The 17,644-nt window shown below is 63.9% G+C and carries 17 protein-coding genes; 7 read left to right on the top strand and 10 right to left on the bottom strand.

Annotation, left to right across the window (positions count from 1 at the left end; translation table 11 throughout):
- The first annotated feature begins 44 nt into the window (after positions 1 to 44).
- Positions 45 to 881, top strand: a complete 837-nt coding sequence (locus tag O0879_RS19050) for an HDOD domain-containing protein (RefSeq protein WP_077400451.1) — start codon at positions 45 to 47, stop codon at positions 879 to 881.
- Positions 882 to 1,031: 150 nt separating this feature from the next.
- A complete protein-coding gene (locus tag O0879_RS19055; protein ID WP_289918189.1) occupies positions 1,032 to 2,642 on the top strand; it encodes a M28 family peptidase in 1,611 nt (536 codons plus the stop codon).
- Positions 2,643 to 2,688: 46 nt separating this feature from the next.
- Here the strand turns inward: O0879_RS19055 and O0879_RS19060 are convergent, their stop codons facing one another.
- Together O0879_RS19060 and O0879_RS19065 are read right to left on the bottom strand one after the other, a co-directional pair.
- Positions 2,689 to 3,909, bottom strand: a complete 1,221-nt coding sequence (locus O0879_RS19060) for an MFS transporter (protein WP_251349868.1) — start codon at positions 3,907 to 3,909, stop codon at positions 2,689 to 2,691.
- 199 nt (positions 3,910 to 4,108) lie between these two features.
- Positions 4,109 to 5,107, bottom strand: a complete 999-nt coding sequence (locus O0879_RS19065; protein ID WP_289918190.1) for an LLM class flavin-dependent oxidoreductase — start codon at positions 5,105 to 5,107, stop codon at positions 4,109 to 4,111.
- A 214-nt stretch (positions 5,108 to 5,321) separates the two neighbouring features.
- On the opposite strand from O0879_RS19065, the gene O0879_RS19070 reads away from it, so the two are divergent.
- Positions 5,322 to 6,827, top strand: a complete 1,506-nt coding sequence (locus O0879_RS19070) for a dipeptidase (protein WP_289918191.1) — start codon at positions 5,322 to 5,324, stop codon at positions 6,825 to 6,827.
- A gap of 194 nt (positions 6,828 to 7,021) precedes the next feature.
- A complete protein-coding gene (locus tag O0879_RS19075) occupies positions 7,022 to 8,149 on the top strand; it encodes a peptidase M24 (RefSeq protein ID WP_289918193.1) in 1,128 nt (375 codons plus the stop codon).
- Positions 8,150 to 8,255: 106 nt separating this feature from the next.
- Here O0879_RS19075 and O0879_RS19080 read toward each other — a convergent pair whose 3' ends face one another.
- Positions 8,256 to 8,744, bottom strand: coding sequence for a hypothetical protein (locus O0879_RS19080; protein WP_289918195.1), 489 nt, complete (start codon positions 8,742 to 8,744; stop codon positions 8,256 to 8,258).
- Positions 8,745 to 8,964: 220 nt separating this feature from the next.
- On the opposite strand from O0879_RS19080, the gene O0879_RS19085 reads away from it, so the two are divergent.
- Entirely contained in the window at positions 8,965 to 9,243 is a 279-nt protein-coding gene (locus O0879_RS19085) for a hypothetical protein (protein WP_143451371.1), read from the top strand.
- A gap of 21 nt (positions 9,244 to 9,264) precedes the next feature.
- On the opposite strand, the gene O0879_RS19090 is transcribed toward O0879_RS19085, so the two are convergent.
- The 5 genes from O0879_RS19090 to O0879_RS19110 form a co-directional block, all read right to left on the bottom strand.
- Positions 9,265 to 9,690 (bottom strand): VanZ family protein, encoded by a 426-nt coding sequence (locus O0879_RS19090; RefSeq protein ID WP_289913373.1) that lies wholly within the window; start codon positions 9,688 to 9,690, stop codon positions 9,265 to 9,267.
- A 549-nt stretch (positions 9,691 to 10,239) separates the two neighbouring features.
- The gene (locus tag O0879_RS19095; RefSeq protein ID WP_099665232.1) at positions 10,240 to 11,004 is read right to left on the bottom strand and encodes an SDR family oxidoreductase; all 765 of its coding nucleotides are present in this window, start codon (positions 11,002 to 11,004) and stop codon (positions 10,240 to 10,242) included.
- An 87-nt stretch (positions 11,005 to 11,091) separates the two neighbouring features.
- On the bottom strand, positions 11,092 to 11,613 hold the full coding sequence (locus O0879_RS19100) for a TPM domain-containing protein (RefSeq protein ID WP_251349873.1): 522 nt from the start codon (positions 11,611 to 11,613) through the stop codon (positions 11,092 to 11,094).
- A complete protein-coding gene (locus tag O0879_RS19105) occupies positions 11,613 to 12,449 on the bottom strand; it encodes a TPM domain-containing protein (protein ID WP_289918196.1) in 837 nt (278 codons plus the stop codon). Before O0879_RS19105 ends, O0879_RS19100 begins: the two co-directional genes overlap by 1 nt.
- Before the next feature lies 1 nt (position 12,450).
- A complete protein-coding gene (locus O0879_RS19110) occupies positions 12,451 to 13,065 on the bottom strand; it encodes a LemA family protein (protein WP_034759964.1) in 615 nt (204 codons plus the stop codon).
- A gap of 167 nt (positions 13,066 to 13,232) precedes the next feature.
- Between O0879_RS19110 and pyrF the strand changes: the two genes are divergently transcribed.
- Positions 13,233 to 14,057: an orotidine-5'-phosphate decarboxylase gene (pyrF, locus tag O0879_RS19115; protein WP_289918198.1), complete on the top strand. Its 825-nt coding sequence runs from the start codon at positions 13,233 to 13,235 to the stop codon at positions 14,055 to 14,057.
- Between the two features lie 144 nt (positions 14,058 to 14,201).
- Here the strand turns inward: pyrF and sbcB are convergent, their stop codons facing one another.
- Positions 14,202 to 15,650, bottom strand: coding sequence for an exodeoxyribonuclease I (gene sbcB, locus O0879_RS19120; protein ID WP_289918200.1), 1,449 nt, complete (start codon positions 15,648 to 15,650; stop codon positions 14,202 to 14,204).
- Positions 15,651 to 15,797: 147 nt separating this feature from the next.
- Here sbcB and O0879_RS19125 point away from each other — a divergent pair, with 147 nt between their 5' ends.
- Entirely contained in the window at positions 15,798 to 16,427 is a 630-nt protein-coding gene (locus O0879_RS19125; protein ID WP_289913377.1) for a DUF5610 domain-containing protein, read from the top strand.
- Position 16,428: 1 nt separating this feature from the next.
- On the opposite strand, the gene O0879_RS19130 is transcribed toward O0879_RS19125, so the two are convergent.
- On the bottom strand, positions 16,429 to 17,394 hold the full coding sequence (locus O0879_RS19130) for a GGDEF domain-containing protein (RefSeq protein WP_099389628.1): 966 nt from the start codon (positions 17,392 to 17,394) through the stop codon (positions 16,429 to 16,431).
- Positions 17,395 to 17,644: the final 250 nt, after the last annotated feature.

The raw sequence follows: 17,644 nt of genomic DNA on the forward strand, positions 1-17,644 counted from the left end.
CCCACAGAGCAGAGCTTGAACAAGCCCGTACCGGAGATTGACCCATGGATAGACTGGAAGTATTCAAGATTATCGCGCTGCAAGCGAGCAAGGGCGAGCTGACGTTCCCCGCCAACGTCAAGGCCACCTTGAAGCTGCAGGAAGCGCTGGACGACCCCGATTGCCATATCGAAGCGGCCGCCCGCATGGTCATGGCCGAGCCGCTGTTGTCGGCCAGGGTCGTGGCCTTGGCCAACTCGGCCGCCTACAACCGTTCCGGCAATGAAATCGCCAACGTGCGCGCGGCCGTCTCGCGCCTGGGTTTTGCCACGTTAAAGTCGATGGTGGCGTCCGTCATCGTGCGCCAGCTGGGCAGCCAGATCACGGACCCGCAATTGCGCGCCAAGGCGGCCAAGCTGTGGGAACACACGGCCCACGTGGCCGCGCTGAGCCAGGTGATCGCGCGGAAAGTCACGCACGTGGACGTGGAAACGGCCATGTTCGCCGCCATCGTGCACGAAGTGGGCGGCTTTTATCTGCTGTCGCGCGCCGAGGAATATCCGGGTTTGCTGGACGACAATACCGAAGACTGGATCGAATACGGCGAAAAGCTGATCGGCCGCGGCGTGCTGCGCCAGCTGCAAGTACCGGACATGGTCTTGCAGGCCGTGGAAGGCATGTGGCATGGCGGCAGCCCGTTCCCGCCCCGCACCCTGGGCGCGACCCTGGTGCTGGCCAACGATCTGTCGCCTGTCGGCTCGCCCCTGCATCCGCCGGAAAGCGCCGCACGGCGCCAGGCGGCCGCGAAGATCGACTTCGGCATCGGCGGCAGCACCTTGCACACCATCCTCGACGAATCGGCGGAAGAGATCGAATCGCTGGCGGCGGCCTTGCTCGTGTAATTGCTGGTCTGACGCAGCTTCCATCGCCCATCCCCGCCCTTGCCGCGGGGATTTTTTTCGTCCGCATTTTGAGCCATCTTTCTCCATGGCATACAATCGCCGGCTCGGCCATCCGCCGGACCGCTTTCCTCCTCTTACCCAAAGGATATTATGCAGAAGCTGTTTTCTTCCCTCGCCTTGACTGCGCTGGCGTTTTCCGCCCACGCCGCCAGCGGTTTGCCCATCGTGCAGGAAGCGCCCCTGCGCGCCCACCTGGCCTTCCTGTCCAACGATTTATTGGAAGGCCGGGGCACGGGCCAGCGCGGCGCCGACCTGACGGTGGCTTACCTGGAAACCCAGGCGCAGATGGCCGGGCTGCAACCCGTGCGCGGCAACAGCTACCGCCAGAGCGTGCAAATTGCCGGCGTGAAATCCCTGCCGCAAGAGAGCAGCCTGCAAGCCGTGGCGGGCGGCAAGGCCGTGCCGTTGGCGTTCGGCCCGGACTGGGTCTGGGCCACGGGCGACTCCGTTGCCGCCCACACCTTCGATGCGCCGCTCGTGTTCGTCGGCTATGGCATCACGGCGCCGGAAGAGGGCTGGAACGATTTCAAGGGCGTCGATGTCAAAAACAAGATCGTCGTCATGATGGTCAACGACCCGCAGCCCACTGCCGCCGAGCCGAACCGCTTTGCCGGCAAGGCGCTGACCTATTACGGCCGCTGGACCTACAAATTCGAGGAAGCCAAGCGCCAGGGCGCCGCGGGCGTATTGCTGATTCACACGAAACCGTCCGCATCGTATGACTGGAGCGTGGTGCAGAACAGCTGGAGCGGCAGCGAGCGCTTCCAATTGGCGGACCGCACTGCCGGCACGCCGCTGCAGGGCTGGATCGCGGAAGAGGCGGCGCGCCGTCTGTTTGCGGCCGGTGGACAGGACCTGGACGCCTTGCGCGCGCAGGCGGAAAACAAGGATTTCAAGGCCGTCGCGCTGAATGCCAAACTGTCGGGTGAAATGAAATCGGCCGTGCGCAAGGTGGAGCAATTCAATATCGCCGGCATGGTGCCGGGCACCGATCCGGTATTGAAAGATGAAGCCGTCATCTACAGCGGCCACTGGGACCACCTGGGCAAGCAGGGAGACAACGGAGACACGATCTACAACGGCGCCGTCGACAATGCCTCCGGCACGGCCGGCTTGCTGGCCATGGCGCAGGAAGCCGTCAAGCAACCCGCGAAGCGCACGCAGATTTTCCTGTGGGTGGCGGCCGAGGAGCAAGGGTTATTGGGCAGCGCCGCCTACGCGGCCGACCCGCTGTGGCCTTTGGACAAGACGGCGGCCGCGCTGAACCTCGACAGCTTGAATTTCGTGGGCGCCACGCGCGACATCGGCGCACAGGGCAGCGAGCGCACGGAATTGGGCGCGATCGCCGCCACGGTGGCGAAAGCCATGGGCATGCACATCGCGGCAGCCCGCCCCGACTTGGCCGGCGGTTATTTCCGCAGCGACCATTTCAGTTTTGCCAAGGCGGGCGTGCCCGCGTTTTCCATCAATGGCGGACGCGAGTACATCAAGGATGTCGAGGCATCGAAAGCCAAGGCGGCCGCCTACGGCCCCCGCTACCATCAAGTCACGGATGAGTACGATGCCAGCTGGGATTTGTCCGGCATGACGCAGCAGGCGCAGTTCACCCTGAACCTGGGGCAAGCCGTGGCAAATGGCGCGAAGATGCCGGCCTGGAAGGCGGGCGATGCGTTCGGCAAGGCGCGCGCGCCAGCGAAATAGGGACGAAAAAAAACCGCTCGGCCGAGCGGTTTTTTTTCGCGCTGGTTCAGGTGGCGCTTGCCCGTTCCAGCCGGCGCTGCGTGTGGCGATACTTGCTCCACACCAGTAGCATCAGCAGCGGCATGGCGCCGCCCACCATGCACAGGGCGGGCCAGCCGCCGGCGGCAAAGCTGGCGCTGGCCAGGGCCGAACCTGCCGAGGCGCCGATGAAGCCGCCCGCGATGAAGACGGTGGTAACCCTTGCCCGCGCATGCGGCGCCAGTTTATAGATGATGGATTGGTGCGTTACTTGCAGGCCCATCACGCCCATGTCCAGCAGGACGATGCCGATCAACAACAGCACCAGCGAATGGGCGCCAAAGCCGATCAAGGCCCAGCCTGCGATCGAGGCGACGGCCAGCAGCCAGGTGGCCTGGCGCGCATAGCCGCGGTCGGCCATGCGGCCCGCCGTATTCGCGGCAAAGGCGCCCGTGGCGCCGGCCAGGCCGAACAGGCCGATCTGCATTTCCGAGTAGTGATACGGCGCGCCGCTGAGCAAGAAGGTCAGCCCCGTCCAGAACACGCTGAAGGTACCCAGGCCCAGGCCCGAGAACAGGGCGCGCTGGCGCAGCAGCGGTTCCTGGCGGATGATGTCGGCCAGCGAGGCCATCAATTTTCCGTATTGCAGCTTGCCGCGTGGCGCTTCATTGGGCAGGATGCGGCGCAGCATGACGAGCAGGGCGGCCACGACGATGGCGGCCAGCACGTAGACGGTGCGCCAGCCGCCGCTGATCTGCGACACCGTGCCGGACACGGTACGCGCCAGCAAGATGCCCAACAACAAGCCCGTCATGACGGTGCCCACCATGCGGCCCCGGCTGTGATCCGGCGCATATGACGCCACCATGGCCGTGACGACCATCAATGCACTGGACGTGATCCCCATCAAGACGCTGGCGATGGCAAAGACGATAATATTCTGGCTGGTAGCGGCCAGCAGCAGGGCGCCGATCTTGGCGATCAGCATCCACGTCAGCAACTGGCGGCGGTTCAGCACGTCGCTGAGGGGCACGAGGAACACGATGCCCAGCACGTAGCCGATCTGCGTGGCCGTGACCAGGTAACCGGCTTGCGGCACGCTGACGCCGAACGAGGCGGCCAGCATCGACGTGAGCGGCTGCACGTAATACAGGCTGGCGACGAGCACGCCGGCGGACAGGGCGAACAACAGGATGCGGGTGGAGCTCAGCAGGGTGCTGGCATCGACGGAAGAGCTTGCAGATTTCATGCGGTACAGCTTTCTTGGAATAATGCTTTTGGATGAGCATGATAGCGGGGCTGCACATTTCCTGCCGGGCAGGGCCGATTTTGCGGCAGGGGGCAGGCAAGACGGCAGCTAAACACGCCAGGCAAAAAAATCCCGGCGATCGTTGCCGACGGCCGGGAAAAGGGTATAGGGGGATATACCGAGGGAGGAAAACGTTCAGTTACTGTTGCCGGGCCAGCTCCGCATGCACCTGCGCCGTGATTTCATACGAGCGCAGCCGGTGCTGATGGTCGAAGATCTGCGAGGTGATCATCAGCTCGTCGGCGCCCGTTTCGGCGATGAAGGCGGCCATCTTCGCCTTGACGGTGTCCGGCGCGCCGATGGCCGTGCACGACAGGACGGAATCGAGCATGGCGCGTTCCTGCGGACCCAATTGCTCCAGGTAACCGGGCACAGGGGGCTGCAGGCGCGACGGGCGGCCCGTGCGCAGGTTGACGAACGCTTGCTGCATCGACGTGGCGCGCAAGTGCGCTTGCTCATCCGTGTCGGCGGCAAACACGTTAAAGCCCAGCATCACGTATGGTTTCGCCAATTGTTTTGACGGCTTGAAGTGTTCGCGGTAATACGCCACGGCTTGCATCATCATCTGCGGCGCAAAGTGCGAGGCGAATGCATACGGCAAGCCCAGGTGGGCGGCCAGCTGGGCGCCGAACAGGCTGGATCCGAGTATCCACACGGGTACTTTCGCGCCCTTGCCGGGCACGGCCAGCACGCGCTGGCGCGGCTCGTCAGACATGTAGTCGATCAATTCCAGCACGTCTTGCGGGAACTGTTCCGCATCGGACTGCAGGTCGCGGCGCAGGGCGCGCGCCGTCGTCTGGTCGGAGCCGGGCGCGCGGCCCAGGCCCAGGTCGATGCGGCCCGGATGCAGCGCTTCCAGGGTGCCGAACTGTTCCGCGATGACCAGCGGCGAGTGGTTCGGCAGCATCACGCCGCCCGCGCCCACGCGGATGGTCTTGGTACCGGCCGCCACATGGGCGATCACGACGGCCGTGGCGGCGCTGGCGATGCCGGGCATGCCGTGGTGTTCGGCCAGCCAGTAGCGGTTGTAGCCCCAGCGTTCGCCGTGCTGCGCCAGGTCGAGCGTGTTCTTGAACGACTGGCTGGCGTCGCTGCCTTCGGCGATGGGGGCCAGGTCGAGTATGGAAAATGGAATCATGGTAGCGATATCGGGACGTGGTGGAAAATCACAATGGACGATTTGTCTATCCCCTGACCCCAGTAGGGTCGGCCTTGGAAGCGGCAGGGATGACAGGCTGTGCACATGATAATGCGAATCGGGAATTTGCGTACTGATCGGTAAAAAACTCGTATCGATTGGAAATCGGTGCGGGCGATGCTAGAGTTGGCCTCCCTACTTTATGCGCCCCGCCATGTTCAAGAAACCCATCCTGCTGACTTTGATGAGCCTGCTGCTGCAGCCCTCCGTTCACGCCGCGCCCGTCAGCCAGCAGGCGCAGGACACGGCCCGCTACGCGCTGGCCACCTATCCGGAACCGCTGATCGCCAGCCTGGCGAAGATGATCAGCTACAACACGGTGGCCGACCCGGCCGTGCCCTTTGCCGACAATCCACAGCACACGGGCTTCAAGCGCTACCTGGCGGCCGAGGCGCAGCGCCTGGGATTCGATTTCCAGGATCACGGCCACGTGCTCATCATCGGCATGGGCAGCGGCAGCGAACGGGTGGGCGTGATCACGCATGGCGACGTGCAGCCGGTGAACCCCGCGAAATGGGCCCGTTCGCCGTTCGAATTGGACCGCAGCAGCGAACCTGGCAAGCTGCTGGGACGGGGCACGGAAGACGACAAGGGGCCCATCGCCACGGCCCTGTATGCGATGAAAGCCATCCAGGATAAGCAGGTGCCGCTGAGCAAGCGCATCGAACTGTACGTGTACATGGCCGAGGAATCGGACTGGGAACCGCTGAAACAATTCCTGAAAACCCATACGCCGCCGCAGGTCAACATCACCATCGATGCGGAATACCCGGTGGTGACGGCCGAGAAGGGCTACGGTTCCATCAAGCTGACCCTGCCGCCGCGCACGGCCTTGCCGGCCAAGGGCGGCGCCGTGCTGACGCGCCTGGCGGGCGGCTTTTTCGGCAGCCAGATCCCGGAAGACGCACAAGCCGTGATCGACCACGCGCCGGCCGCGCTGGAAGCGGCCATCCGCGCCCGCGCGCAGGGCCAGCAGGGCGTGCGCTACAGCTACGCGCGCACTGGCGATACCTTGACGGTAACGGCGCTGGGCGTGTCGGCCCACTCGTCGAAGCCGGAAGACGGCGTCAACGCCATCAGCATGCTGGCCGACGCGCTGGCCGTGCAGCCCTGGCAGGGCACGCAGGCGGCCGACATGCTGTCGTTCTTGAATGAACTGGTGGGCACCGGCATCTACGGCGAGCGCTTCGGCCAGATCGCTTACCGCGACGGCTTCATGGGGCCGATGACGGTAGCGCCCACCGTGCTCAAGCAAGATGGCGGCGCGCTGGAACTGAACATCAACCTGCGCCGTCCGCAAGGCAAGACGGCGGCCGTGCTGCAGCAACAGGTGACGGCCGCCTTCGATGGCTGGAAGGCGTGGCGCCAGGTACCCGCTACCCTGCAGGTGCAGATCGGCGAACCGTGGCTGCAGACGGACGCGCCGCAAATTCCCACCCTGCTGTCCGTGTTCGAGCACTACACGGGCATCGCGCATCCGCAACCGGTCGCCATCGGCGGCGGCACCAATTCGCGCCTGTTCCCGAACGCCGTCAGCTTCGGCCCGGCCATGCCGCACACGGTGTACACGGGGCATTCCGAACACGAGTTCATCACGGAAAAACAGCTGTTGCTGAATCTGCAGATGTACACGGCTGTCCTGATCGAGCTGGCGAAATAGCGGCTTGCAAAAACAGAGGGAAGTCATAGACTGCAAGCCTGAGACGCATCCGGGCACTGAACTTTTGATGGGGGCGCCGGTCTTACGTTTCCATGTAGGAAGGGAGCAGCTATGCATGCACAACAGGAGACCCGGCTGGCGCCAGGCAGGGCAGGTGGCGTGGCGCCGCGCCGGCGCCCGCACGAGGGGCGGTCATGAACTGGCCGCTGGAACTGGAAGTGGCGCACAAGCTGGCGCAGATGCGGGGCTGGCTGGAAGACCAGCGTGCCGGCGCCGTGCGCCTGCGCGGCGTGGACTGGTTTGCGTGGGCCACGGCGGGCGCGTCGAACAGCCACTACCATACGGCCGAGTGCGGCTGCGCGGAAGTGCTGGTGACGCGCGACGCCGCCTATATCTTGACGGACGAAGCCGAAGCCATGCGCATGCGCGAGGAAGAAGTGCGCGGGCCATGGACGTGGCAAGTGTCGCCCTGGATGCAGCCGCAGCTGTATGAATTGCGCGAGCATTTCGTGCAGCATGCGGCCGGTGGCGCGCCGGTCCTGTCCGACCGGCCGGGCTTGCACGAACGCAGCCTGCCCGTAGCTTTGCGCGAAGAGCGGCTGGTGCTGCTGGAATCGGAACAGCTGCGCTACCGGCAGGTGGGGCAGCTGGCTGCCCGCGCGGCCGCGGATGCGCTGCGCCAGGCCCGCCCCGACTGGAGCGAGCTGGAACTGGCTGCCGCCTGCGCGCGCGCGCTGTGGCTGCGGGGCTTGCAGGCCGTGCACGTGCTGGTCAGCGGAGCGGAGCGTCAACAGCGGTACCGGCGCGCACCGCCAGCCCAGGTGGAGCTGGGCCCGCAAGCCGTGCTGGCCCTGTGCGCGCGGCGTTTCGGCCTGTGCGCTAGCCTCAGCCGTCAACGGCGCTTCGGCCCGGCGCAGCATCGCGCCGATGGCACGGCGGTGGTCATGGACGATGCCGATGCGGCCATGCTGGCGCTGGAAGCGGTGGCGCTCGACGCTTGCGAAACGGGTCATGCGCTGAGCATGGTGTATCACGCGCTCGACAGCGCCTACGCGTATGCAGGCCAGCCCGACACGGTACGCACCAGCCGGCAGGGCGGCATCCACGGCTACCTGGCCCCCGAAGTGGCGGCCGGCGCGCACACGGAAATCATCCTCAAGCGGGGCATGGCGCTGGCCTTCCACCCCAGCCTGCCCGGCAGCACGGTGGAAGACACGTTTTTGCTCGACGGCAGCCAATTGCACAACCTGACGCATGACCCGGCCTGGCCCTCGGCCCTGGTGCAGGGGCGCAGCCGGCCGCTGACCCTGGCCTTGGCTTGAAAATGATAACTGCGTGCCAACTGCGTATCAAGTGCGTGCCAAATGCGGCCAGGCGTGGAGGAAAGCGGCCAGCGCCGGCCAGCGTTGATACCGATCAACATACCGATCAATAGCGCTGCATCACGCCTTTTTGCACGCTGACCTTGTCGCCGATCTGGAAGGCGGGCTGGGTGTTTTGCACAAAGGTGCGCGTCGTGCCGTCGTCCAGGCGCAAGGTGATGCGGTACAGCATGTTGCCCGCTGCCCCCGAAGTGCTGCCGGCCGTGCCCGACGTGCCCGCCTGCATGTCGCCACTGCCCTGGTCCATGCTGCGCGGCACGGTTTCTATCGACTGCACCGTGGCCGAGCTGATGTTCATGGTGGACTGGTTCGCGTCGTTGCGCATGTCGCTGCCCATGCTGCTCTGGGCGTTGCTGGTATCGGTGGCCGTGCTGCTGGCGGTGCTGGCCGTGCTGCTTTGCGGCGTCGTGCCGGCCGGCGCGGCATAGGTTTCGCCGCTATTGCTGCGCGCCAGACCGGTTTTTTCCGTGGAATGGCAGGCTGCCAGCAAGGCGCATGTCAGGCCGGTCAGCAGCAGGGTGGTTTTTGATCTCATCTTGGTCTCCTCATGGTCGCACACTCAGGATCGGCACCCGCGGTGATGCGGATGGCGGCGATTGCTGCATGTAAGAGCATGGCGGAACAGGGATGTTCGGCGGCCGTCATTGTCGATTGAGCTAGATCAAGTGTCTAATTGCCGTGCTTGGTATAAACGATGCTGGCAATTACCACTTCGTGCGGCTGCACGTTTCCTCACTGTTCAATCGGGAGAAAAAATGTCATCTGGCCCTACAGCAAAACTGATCGATGAATTGGTGCTGGCCATCGGCGGCACTGCGCACGATGTCCGTGCGCGCCATGTGCTGGCCCAGGCCTTGCATGGCCTGGTGCGGCTGGCGCGCTCGGAACAGTTGCTGGAGATGCAGCGCGATACGGCACGCGCCATGGGGGCCGGCAGCCGGCGCGAGACGCGCGCCTTGATGCGGCGCCTGGGCAAGCGGGGCCAGGGACAGTTACGGCTGGCATTGCAGGATAGCGAAGCGGACCGCGCCTGACGGGCGCGAGCCATCCCCCGTTCAGGCTTCGGGCAGCGGCGCGTCCTTGCCAAGGGCTGCGGCGACCATTTTCGGCCACAGGAAATACAGCGGCAGGCAGACCGCCGCCGCGGCCGTGACATCGACCACCCAGTCGCTGACGGCGCCATGGCGGTAGGGCAGGAAACTCTGGATGAATTCGTCCAGCGCGCCCATGGCCGCCACCATCAGCACCGACAGCAGCGCCCGGCGCGCCATGCCGCCGCCCGTGCCGCTGAACAGGATCAGGGCCAGCACGCCATAACCGAAGGAATGCAGCACGCCGCCCGACGCATACTGGCCCACGTCCGCGCGCACCCCGGGAATGTCGCCGATCAGGATCACCAGCACATATAGCACCAGCGCGGTGCGGTAGCGCAGGCGTTCGTAGCGGTCGGCAAAACACAGTTCGGGCAAGGGTACGGGCATGAGGCGTCAGGACAGGTGGAAAGGACGCCACAATATCATGGGCAGGGCGGGCCACCGTGTTTTTGCGCAAGAGCTTGCTGGACAGGCAAAAAAAAGGCCCGCGGGGGCGCGGGCCAAAAACCCAAATGAAATGGGTCAAGAGTTGAGAGTTGCTCGGTACTTACCATGTCGCGCGCCTTGCGGGCGCCCGCCACGGTCATGAAAGGGGAGTGGTGTGCCATCGCGGCACACCTGTCTGTAGTCAGGCATATCGGTTGCCTGTACAGCAGATGAAGCAAGTATAGGGGGCGAAGATGACGGCCTGATGACACGCCGCAACATTTTTTTGCGGCAGCGCAAATTGTCGGAAAGAGTGTGGAGCATGGCAAGAATAGCCATGTTTCAAGACTGATAGCGAAAAAAAAGCCCGCTGGTGAAAGCGGGCTTAAAACTATTTTCTTGGAGGAGAATAGTGGAGACAGGTGCATTATGCTGCGTTGCACGATATGTGTCTAATGATCTTTTCGGATAACCATTATTCTTTTTCGATATAACTGACCGCGCCTGCCTTCATTCCTTCACGGCCACCGTGTAATTGAGCGCCATGCGCCCGCCATCGACATAGATGGTCTGGCCCGTCATGTAGGTGGCGTCGTCGCTGGCCAGGAAGGCGGCGATGCCGGCCACTTCTTCCGGTTCGCCGCAGCGGCCCAGCGGCGTGCGCGACAAAATCGTGTGGCGCGCTTCCGGGCTCGACAGCACCGCCTGCTTGGCCAGTTCCGTCAGGATGGTGCCCGGCCCGATGCCGTTGACGCGCACGCCGTGCGAGGCCAGGTTCAGGGCCATGACCTTGGTCAGCTGGTTGATGGCGCCCTTCGACACCACGTACGGCACTTGGTTCGGAATGGCCAGTTCCGCATTCACGCTGGACATATTGATGATGCAGCCGCTGTTGCGCTTGACCATTTCGCGCGCCACGGCCTGGCCGCACAGGAACATCGATTTCAGGTTGATGCGCATGACCCGGTCGAAATCGTCTTCGCAGACGTCGAGGAAGTCGGCCGCGTGCGTGACGCCCGCATTGTTGACGAGGATATCGATGTGGCCGAACTGCGCCAGGGTTTCCTTCAGCATGGCATCCACGTCCGCCTTCTGGCTGACGTCGGCGCAAAAGAAGCGCGCCTGCGGGCCGAGGGCGGCGGCCGCTTGCGCGCCTTCTTCCTTGATGTCGACCAGCATCACTTGCGCCCCTTCGGCGATCAGGCGGGTGGCGCAAGCCAGGCCGATGCCTTGCGTGGCGCCCGTGACGATGGCGGTTTTATTGACTAATTTCATGTGTGCTCCTCGGCGGGGTATGGGGGCCGCGCTGCCAGGAACACCAGCCCGCGCGGCAATGGGCAGATTTTAATCCCTGGGCAGGAATCAGAGGAGGATGGGCTCGTTCGGCAACTGGTTGCCGCGCGTGCCGTTGGCGGGGAAGTGGCTTTGCAGCAGGGTATTGAGCTGCGCCAGCGCTTCCAGGGTGCTGTCGTGGTAATTGCCATCCTTGAACCCTTTGGTCATGGTGCGGCACACGGCTTGCCACTGTTCCGGCGTGACGCGGCGGCCCACGTTGCGGTCGGCCACGATATCGACCTGGTGCTCGGCCAGGTTGATGTAGATCAGCACGCCGACGTTGTCTTCCGTATCCCACACGCCATACTGGGCGAACAGTTCGCGCGCCCGCTCGCGGTTGCTCACGCCCTGGTAGGCCATGCCCGGCGTCAGGGCCGCTTCGACGATCAGGCGCACTTCCGCCTGGTGCATCGCTTCACCGCCGGCGATGGCCGTCTCGATGGCTTTCAGGGTGCGTTCCGGAAAGGCGTGGCGCGCCGTCGCCGGCGTGCCACGCAAATGTTTCAAGGCCCGTCCGCAGCGTTGTCCGAATGTCAGTTGTTTCGTCATTACCAATCTCCCGAGGCGCCGCCGCCGTCAAAACCGCCACCGCCGCCACCGAAACCACCGCCGCCACTGCTGCCACCGCCAAAACCACCGCCGCCGCCGAAGCCGCCACCGCCGCGGTTGTTCAGCGCCTGGCTGAGGATGCTGCCCAGCACGACACCCGTGGCGCCGCTGGACCAGTTGCTGCCGCGCTGCAGCCGCGTCGGCCCGCCGCGCGAGCGGAACAGGGTCAGCACGACGAGGAAGCCGAAGAACAGCAGCGGCAGCCAAAAGGTCATGCCGCCCGCTTCCACGGTGGCTGGCGCCTTCTGCTGCGCCGCAGCGGGGAATTGCTCCTGGTTCAGCAAGGTGGCAATCGACCCCACGCCGGCCACCAGGCCGCCGTAATAATCGTTTTGCTTGAAATGGGGGGCGATCACGTCTTGCAGGATGCGTTTCGATTGCGCATCCGTCAGCACGCCCTGCACGCCGCGGCCCGCCTCGATGCGCAGGCGGCGCAGGGACGAGGGGTTGTCCTTCGCCACCATCAGCAGCACGCCGTCATCGATACCCTTGCGGCCCAGCTTCCAGGCATCCGTCACGCGGATGCTGTATTGCTCGATGGCTTCCGGTTCCGTGCTCTTGACCAGCAGCACGGCGATCTGGCTGCCCGTCTTGGCTTCATAATCGGCCAGCACGCCTTCCAGCGCCGCCTTTTGCTTGGCGTCCAGCATGCCGGCGTTGTCCGTCACGCGCGCGGCCAGCGGCGGCACGGGCTGCAAGCCCTGTGCGCCGGCTGGCGGCATCGTCCACAGCAGCAGCGCCGTCGCCAGCGCCGCGAGATAGGACCAGGCTTTCATCTTATTTGCCAAAGTTGACGGTCGGTGCGGTCGAGATGGCTTTTTCATTTTCCACCGTGAACGATGGCTTGACCTTGTAGCCGAAGACCATGGCCGTCAGGTTGTTCGGGAAGCTGCGCGCATGCACGTTGTAATCCTGCACGGCAACGATGTAGCGCTGGCGCGCCACGGTGATGCGGTTTTCCGTGCCTTCCAGCTGCGACTGCAAGTCGCGGAAGCTGGTGTCGGCCTTCAAGTCCGGGTACTTCTCGGATACCACCATCAGGCGCGACAGGGCCGACGACAGCTGCCCCTGCACTTGCTGGAATTTTTCGAACGCGGCCGGGTCGTTCAGCACTTCGGGCGTGATCTGGAAACTGGTGGCGGCGGCGCGCGCCTTTGTCACCGCTTCCAGCGTTTCGCGCTCGTGCGTGGCATAGCCCTTGACGGTATTGACCAGGTTGGGGATCAGGTCGGCGCGGCGCTGGTACTGGTTGACCACTTCGCCCCAGGCGGCCTTGGTGGCCTCATCCTTGCTCTGGAAGTCGTTGTAGCCGCAGCCCGTCAGGATGCCGGCCAGGACGGTGACGCTCAGCGCCAGGCGCAGCCATTTGGTGAATTGATTGGTGATTTGCATGATGGGTTCCGTGCAGAGTAAGGGAGGTGAGGCAAATATACCTGAAACGGCCCGTAATGTCGGTTTAATAAGCGCAGGCCGCCGGCCCCGACCGCCTTGTGACGCCGTGGCAAGCCTGCGCCGCGTTACAATACGGGGTTTGCAACTGAATATAGAGAAGGTGTGCCGTGAATTTCATCAATAAATTATCCGCCGCGTGGACGGCCAATAATTCCCTGCTGTGCGTGGGCCTGGACCCCGACCTGGCGAAACTGCCGGCCGAGCTGCGCGACCTGCCTGATGGAATCACCACCTTTTGCACGCGCATCATCGATGCCACGGCCGACCTGGCTTGCGCCTTCAAGCCGCAGATCGCGTATTTTGCCGCGCTGGGCGCGGAAAAGCAGCTGGAAGACATTTGCCGCTATGTGCGCGAGAATTATCCGCACATCCCCCTGATCCTCGACGCGAAACGGGGCGACATCGGCGCGACGGCCACGCAATACGCGCGCGAAGCGTTCGAGCGCTATGGCGCCGACGCCGTCACCGTGAACCCGTACATGGGCGAGGATTCGCTCGATCCCTACCTGGCGTGGAAAGACCGCGGCGTGATCATCCTGTGCCGAACGTCGAACCCGGGCGGCTCGGACCTGCAATTCCTGAATACGGACGGCGAACCGCTGTACCAGCGCGTGGCGCGCCTGGTGGCCGAGAAGTGGAATAAAAACGGCCAGTGCGCGCTCGTCGTCGGCGCCACCTTCCCTGAAGAACTGGCGCAGGTGCGCGCCATCGTCGGCGACATGCCGCTGCTGGTGCCGGGCATCGGCGCCCAGGGCGGCGACATCGCCGCCACCGTCGGCGCGGGCCAGACGGCGAACGGCATGGGCATGATGATCAGCTCGTCGCGCGCCATCATCTACGCCACGCCGCAGACGGGCGAAGATTTCGCCGACGCCGCGCGCCGCGTGGCCATTGAAACGCGCGATGCCATCAACGCGCACCGTTCGGTTTAAAAACGATATACAGTCAGCCTCACAGCGCCTAACAAAACCGTAGCGAGCGGAAGGGAGAGGTGGCCGAGAAGCGCAACCGTACTGGAGTACGGTGAGCATCGCAGGCCACCTATACCGACGCGCAGTAGGTTTGGTTAGGTGCGACTAATCGCGCTGCGGGGCAACGATCTCCGCGTAATCGTAGAGTTCTCCCAGAATTTCCTCGCCCCGCTCATCGACGGATTCCGACAGCACGTCGATTTCCGTAAACAGCATTTCGATGGTGCGGGCGCCGGCGTCGCCGTCGAACAGGCGGGCGGCGCGGTGCTGTTCCCAGCGCAGGCTTTCCGCTTCGCTCAGGGTTTGCGGGAAATTGCGGGCGCGGTAGCGGAACAGCAGTTCCTGCAGGCGTTCGTCGGCAAACGAGGGGCGGGCCGTGGCCAGCTTGGCCGGCGTGTCGCGGCGCAAGGATTCGAGCAGGCGGCGGTCATCGTTGCTGACGAAACCATTGTACAAATCCTCATCCACGTCCAGCGCGGCATTCGCGCCCGGGCGCTGGAACACTTCGGCCCAGACGGCATCCATGTTCGGCGCCGCGGCGGCGAATTGCGCGTTGACCTTCGCCGCGTCCAGATCGATGCCCCATTGCGCGGCCATGGCCGGCGACAAGGTCTTTAAATTGCCGACCAGCATGGGCGACTTGTTCAGGTGCACGCTTTTCACGGGCAGGCGCGTCATGCCTTCCGGCATGGCGTCCTTGCGCGTGAACAAGCGCGTGCGGATGGTGTCGGCGTCCAGGGTAAACAGTTCGCGCGGGTCGTAGGCGCAATCCCAGACGAGAATCTCATTTTTATTGCTCGGATGCGTGGCCAGCGGCCAGACGACGCCCAGGCAGCCCCGTTCGGCGGGGAACATGCCCGACACGTGCAGGAAAGGCTGGCGCTCGCTGGCGGCCAGGTGCATGCCCATTTCGCTGGCGACCCTGTCCTTCTTGTGCAGGGCCAGGCAGAATTCGAACAGTTTCGGCTGTTTTTCCTTGATCAGGCGCGCCAGGGCGATGGTGGCGCGCACGTCGGACAGTGCATCATGCGCCGCTTCGTGGACCAGGCCATTGGCCTTGCTCAAGTGTTCCAGTTTAAAACTGGTCTGGCCATCGTCGCGCTTCGGCCATGCGATGCCTTCCGGGCGCAGCGCATGTGTCATGCGCACCACGTCGAGGATGTCCCAGCGGCCGCAATGGTTCTTCCATTCGCGCGCATACGGGTCGATCAGGTTGCGCCAGAACAGGAAACGCGTGACTTCATCGTCGAAACGGATGGTGTTGTAGCCCACGCCGATGGTGCCCGGCTCCGAAAAGGCCGCTTCGATGGTGGCGGCGAACTGGTGTTCGGGCACGCCCAGCTGCAGACACTGCTGCGGCGTGATGCCCGTGATCAGGCACGATTGCGGGTCGGGCAGGAAATCATTGGCAGGCTGACAATACAGCATGATGGGTTCGCCGATCTCGTTGAGGTCGGCATCCGTGCGGATGGCGGCGAACTGGGCCGGGCGGTCGCGGCGCGGCTGGGCGCCAAAGGTTTCGTAGTCGTGCCAAAGAAAGGTCTGGTTAGTCATTGATGGTCGTTGCTTGATTGGTTATCCGGGCCGCCAAAAGCGGCCGCTGCTACAGTTTTCTGAAAACCTGCCGATACTACACGAGAGGATGGTCATCATCGCGTTTCCCGCATGGTGGCATACATTGCCCGTTCAAGGAGGTCTATCGTGTCAATTCCCATCGCCGCAAGCGGCAATTCCACCCCTTCCGTGACTTCCGTCAGTACGGGCGTTGCCGGCAAGGACGATAAAGTCCAGCAAAAGGACGGCGTCAACGCTGAAATGAGCGTGAATGACCGCACCAAGCTGCAATTGAACGCTTCCATCATGCAGGCGTCGCTGAACGTGTCGATCGGTTCCGAGAACGAGCCGCTGGCGCTGCTGTACAAGACGGCCATCACCAACATCAATGAAGCGCTGAAGGGCCAGTACGGCGAGGACGCGATCCAGAACGCGGCTTCGCAGGATAACAGCGCCGAAGCGACGGCGAACCGCATTGTATCGCTGTCGACAGGTTTTTTTGATGCCTTCAAGAAACAGAATCCCGGCCTGGACGACGATACGGCCCTGACCAAGTTCATGGACACCATCAGCGGCGGCATGGAAAAAGGCTTTAAGGAAGCGCGCGACATCCTGGGCGGCTTGAAAGTGCTGAATGGCGACATCGCCGGCAATATCGACAAGACGTACGAGCTGGTGCAAAAGGGCTATGCCGACTTCATCGCTGCGCACAGCAGCAAGAAGGATGATGCCGCCAAGCCGGATGCCAGCAAGCCGGCCGACAGCAAGGCTGCCTGAACTACAGCATGACCCTGTTGCGGCCCGATGCTTTGGCGCGATACAGCGCCGCGTCGGCCGCGGCGATCAGCGCATGGTCGTCCTGTTCGGCCGCCAGGCTGGCCACGCCGAAGGAACCCGTGATGTGCGGCAAGGCGCTGCGCATGTCAGCGAAGATGACGGCGAGCTGCATGCGCTCGCACAAGCGCTCGGCCACCCGCAAGGCCACGTGTTCGTTGGTGTCGGGCAAGATCACCATCATTTCCTCGCCACCGTAGCGCACGGCAAAATCCGTGGGCCGCAGGGCCGCGCCCAGCACTTGCGCGGCGATGCGCAGTGCCTGGTCGCCCGCCTGGTGGCCGTGCGTGTCGTTGAAGCGCTTGAAATGGTCGAGGTCTATCATCACCAGCGACAGGGGCGAGCCGCTGGCGTGGGCCGTGACGATCATGTTGGGCAGTAAATCCGTCAGCCAGGCGCGGTTGTACAAGCCCGTCAGGCTGTCGACCATCGACAGCTGGCGGTAGAATTCGCCCAGTTTCTGGCGCCGGCGCAGCAGGGCATTGGCGGCGCGGATGCGGAAGGACAGCAGCCGCAGCAGGTTGCGCGCCAGGCCGTTCGACTGCTCGATCAATTCCCATACGATGGCCGCGTCGATCACCAGCAAGTCGGTTTCTTCCAGGGCGGAAATGGCGGCCAGGTTGCTCGCTTCATCGAGCACCGATTGTTCGCCCACGCTTTCGCCGGGCAAGACCTTGCTGACGGTGCCATCGTCCATGCCCGTGTGGGTGTCGGCGGCCACGGCCAGCGAGCCGCGCAGGACGATGTACAGGCTGGCGCCTTGCGTGTCGGCAATGGCTTCGCCCGCTTCCAGGCGCATCACGGGGCAGGGCGCCAGCATGGCGGCCGTCTGGCTATCCGCCCCATCGCGAAATAGCTGTAAATCGCCGATGTTGCAGCCTGAAGCGCCGAAGTTGCCGATCTGTTCCACAATCACACTTTCAAAAAGCCGGCGCGCGAGCAGGGGGCCGGTAGCTTCATGATAGCGTAAAGCGGCCTTGGCTGTAACGCCAAAGGCTTGCTTGAGGTCACTTACTGTGAGAAATACGACAATTATTTCATTGCCGCGTCAATACGCAGGAATGCTTGCGGTTTTGTTATGGATGTTGCCGCGCGCGAAAGGCGGGCCGGATGTGCAAAGGCAGCCTTGAACGGCTGCCTCAGTCTCTGGAAATCCTGCG

Origin of the sequence: Janthinobacterium sp. SUN120, from assembly GCF_030397735.1 — a bacterium.
In the GTDB taxonomy this organism is placed as follows: Bacteria; Pseudomonadota; Gammaproteobacteria; order Burkholderiales; family Burkholderiaceae_D; genus Janthinobacterium; species Janthinobacterium kumbetense.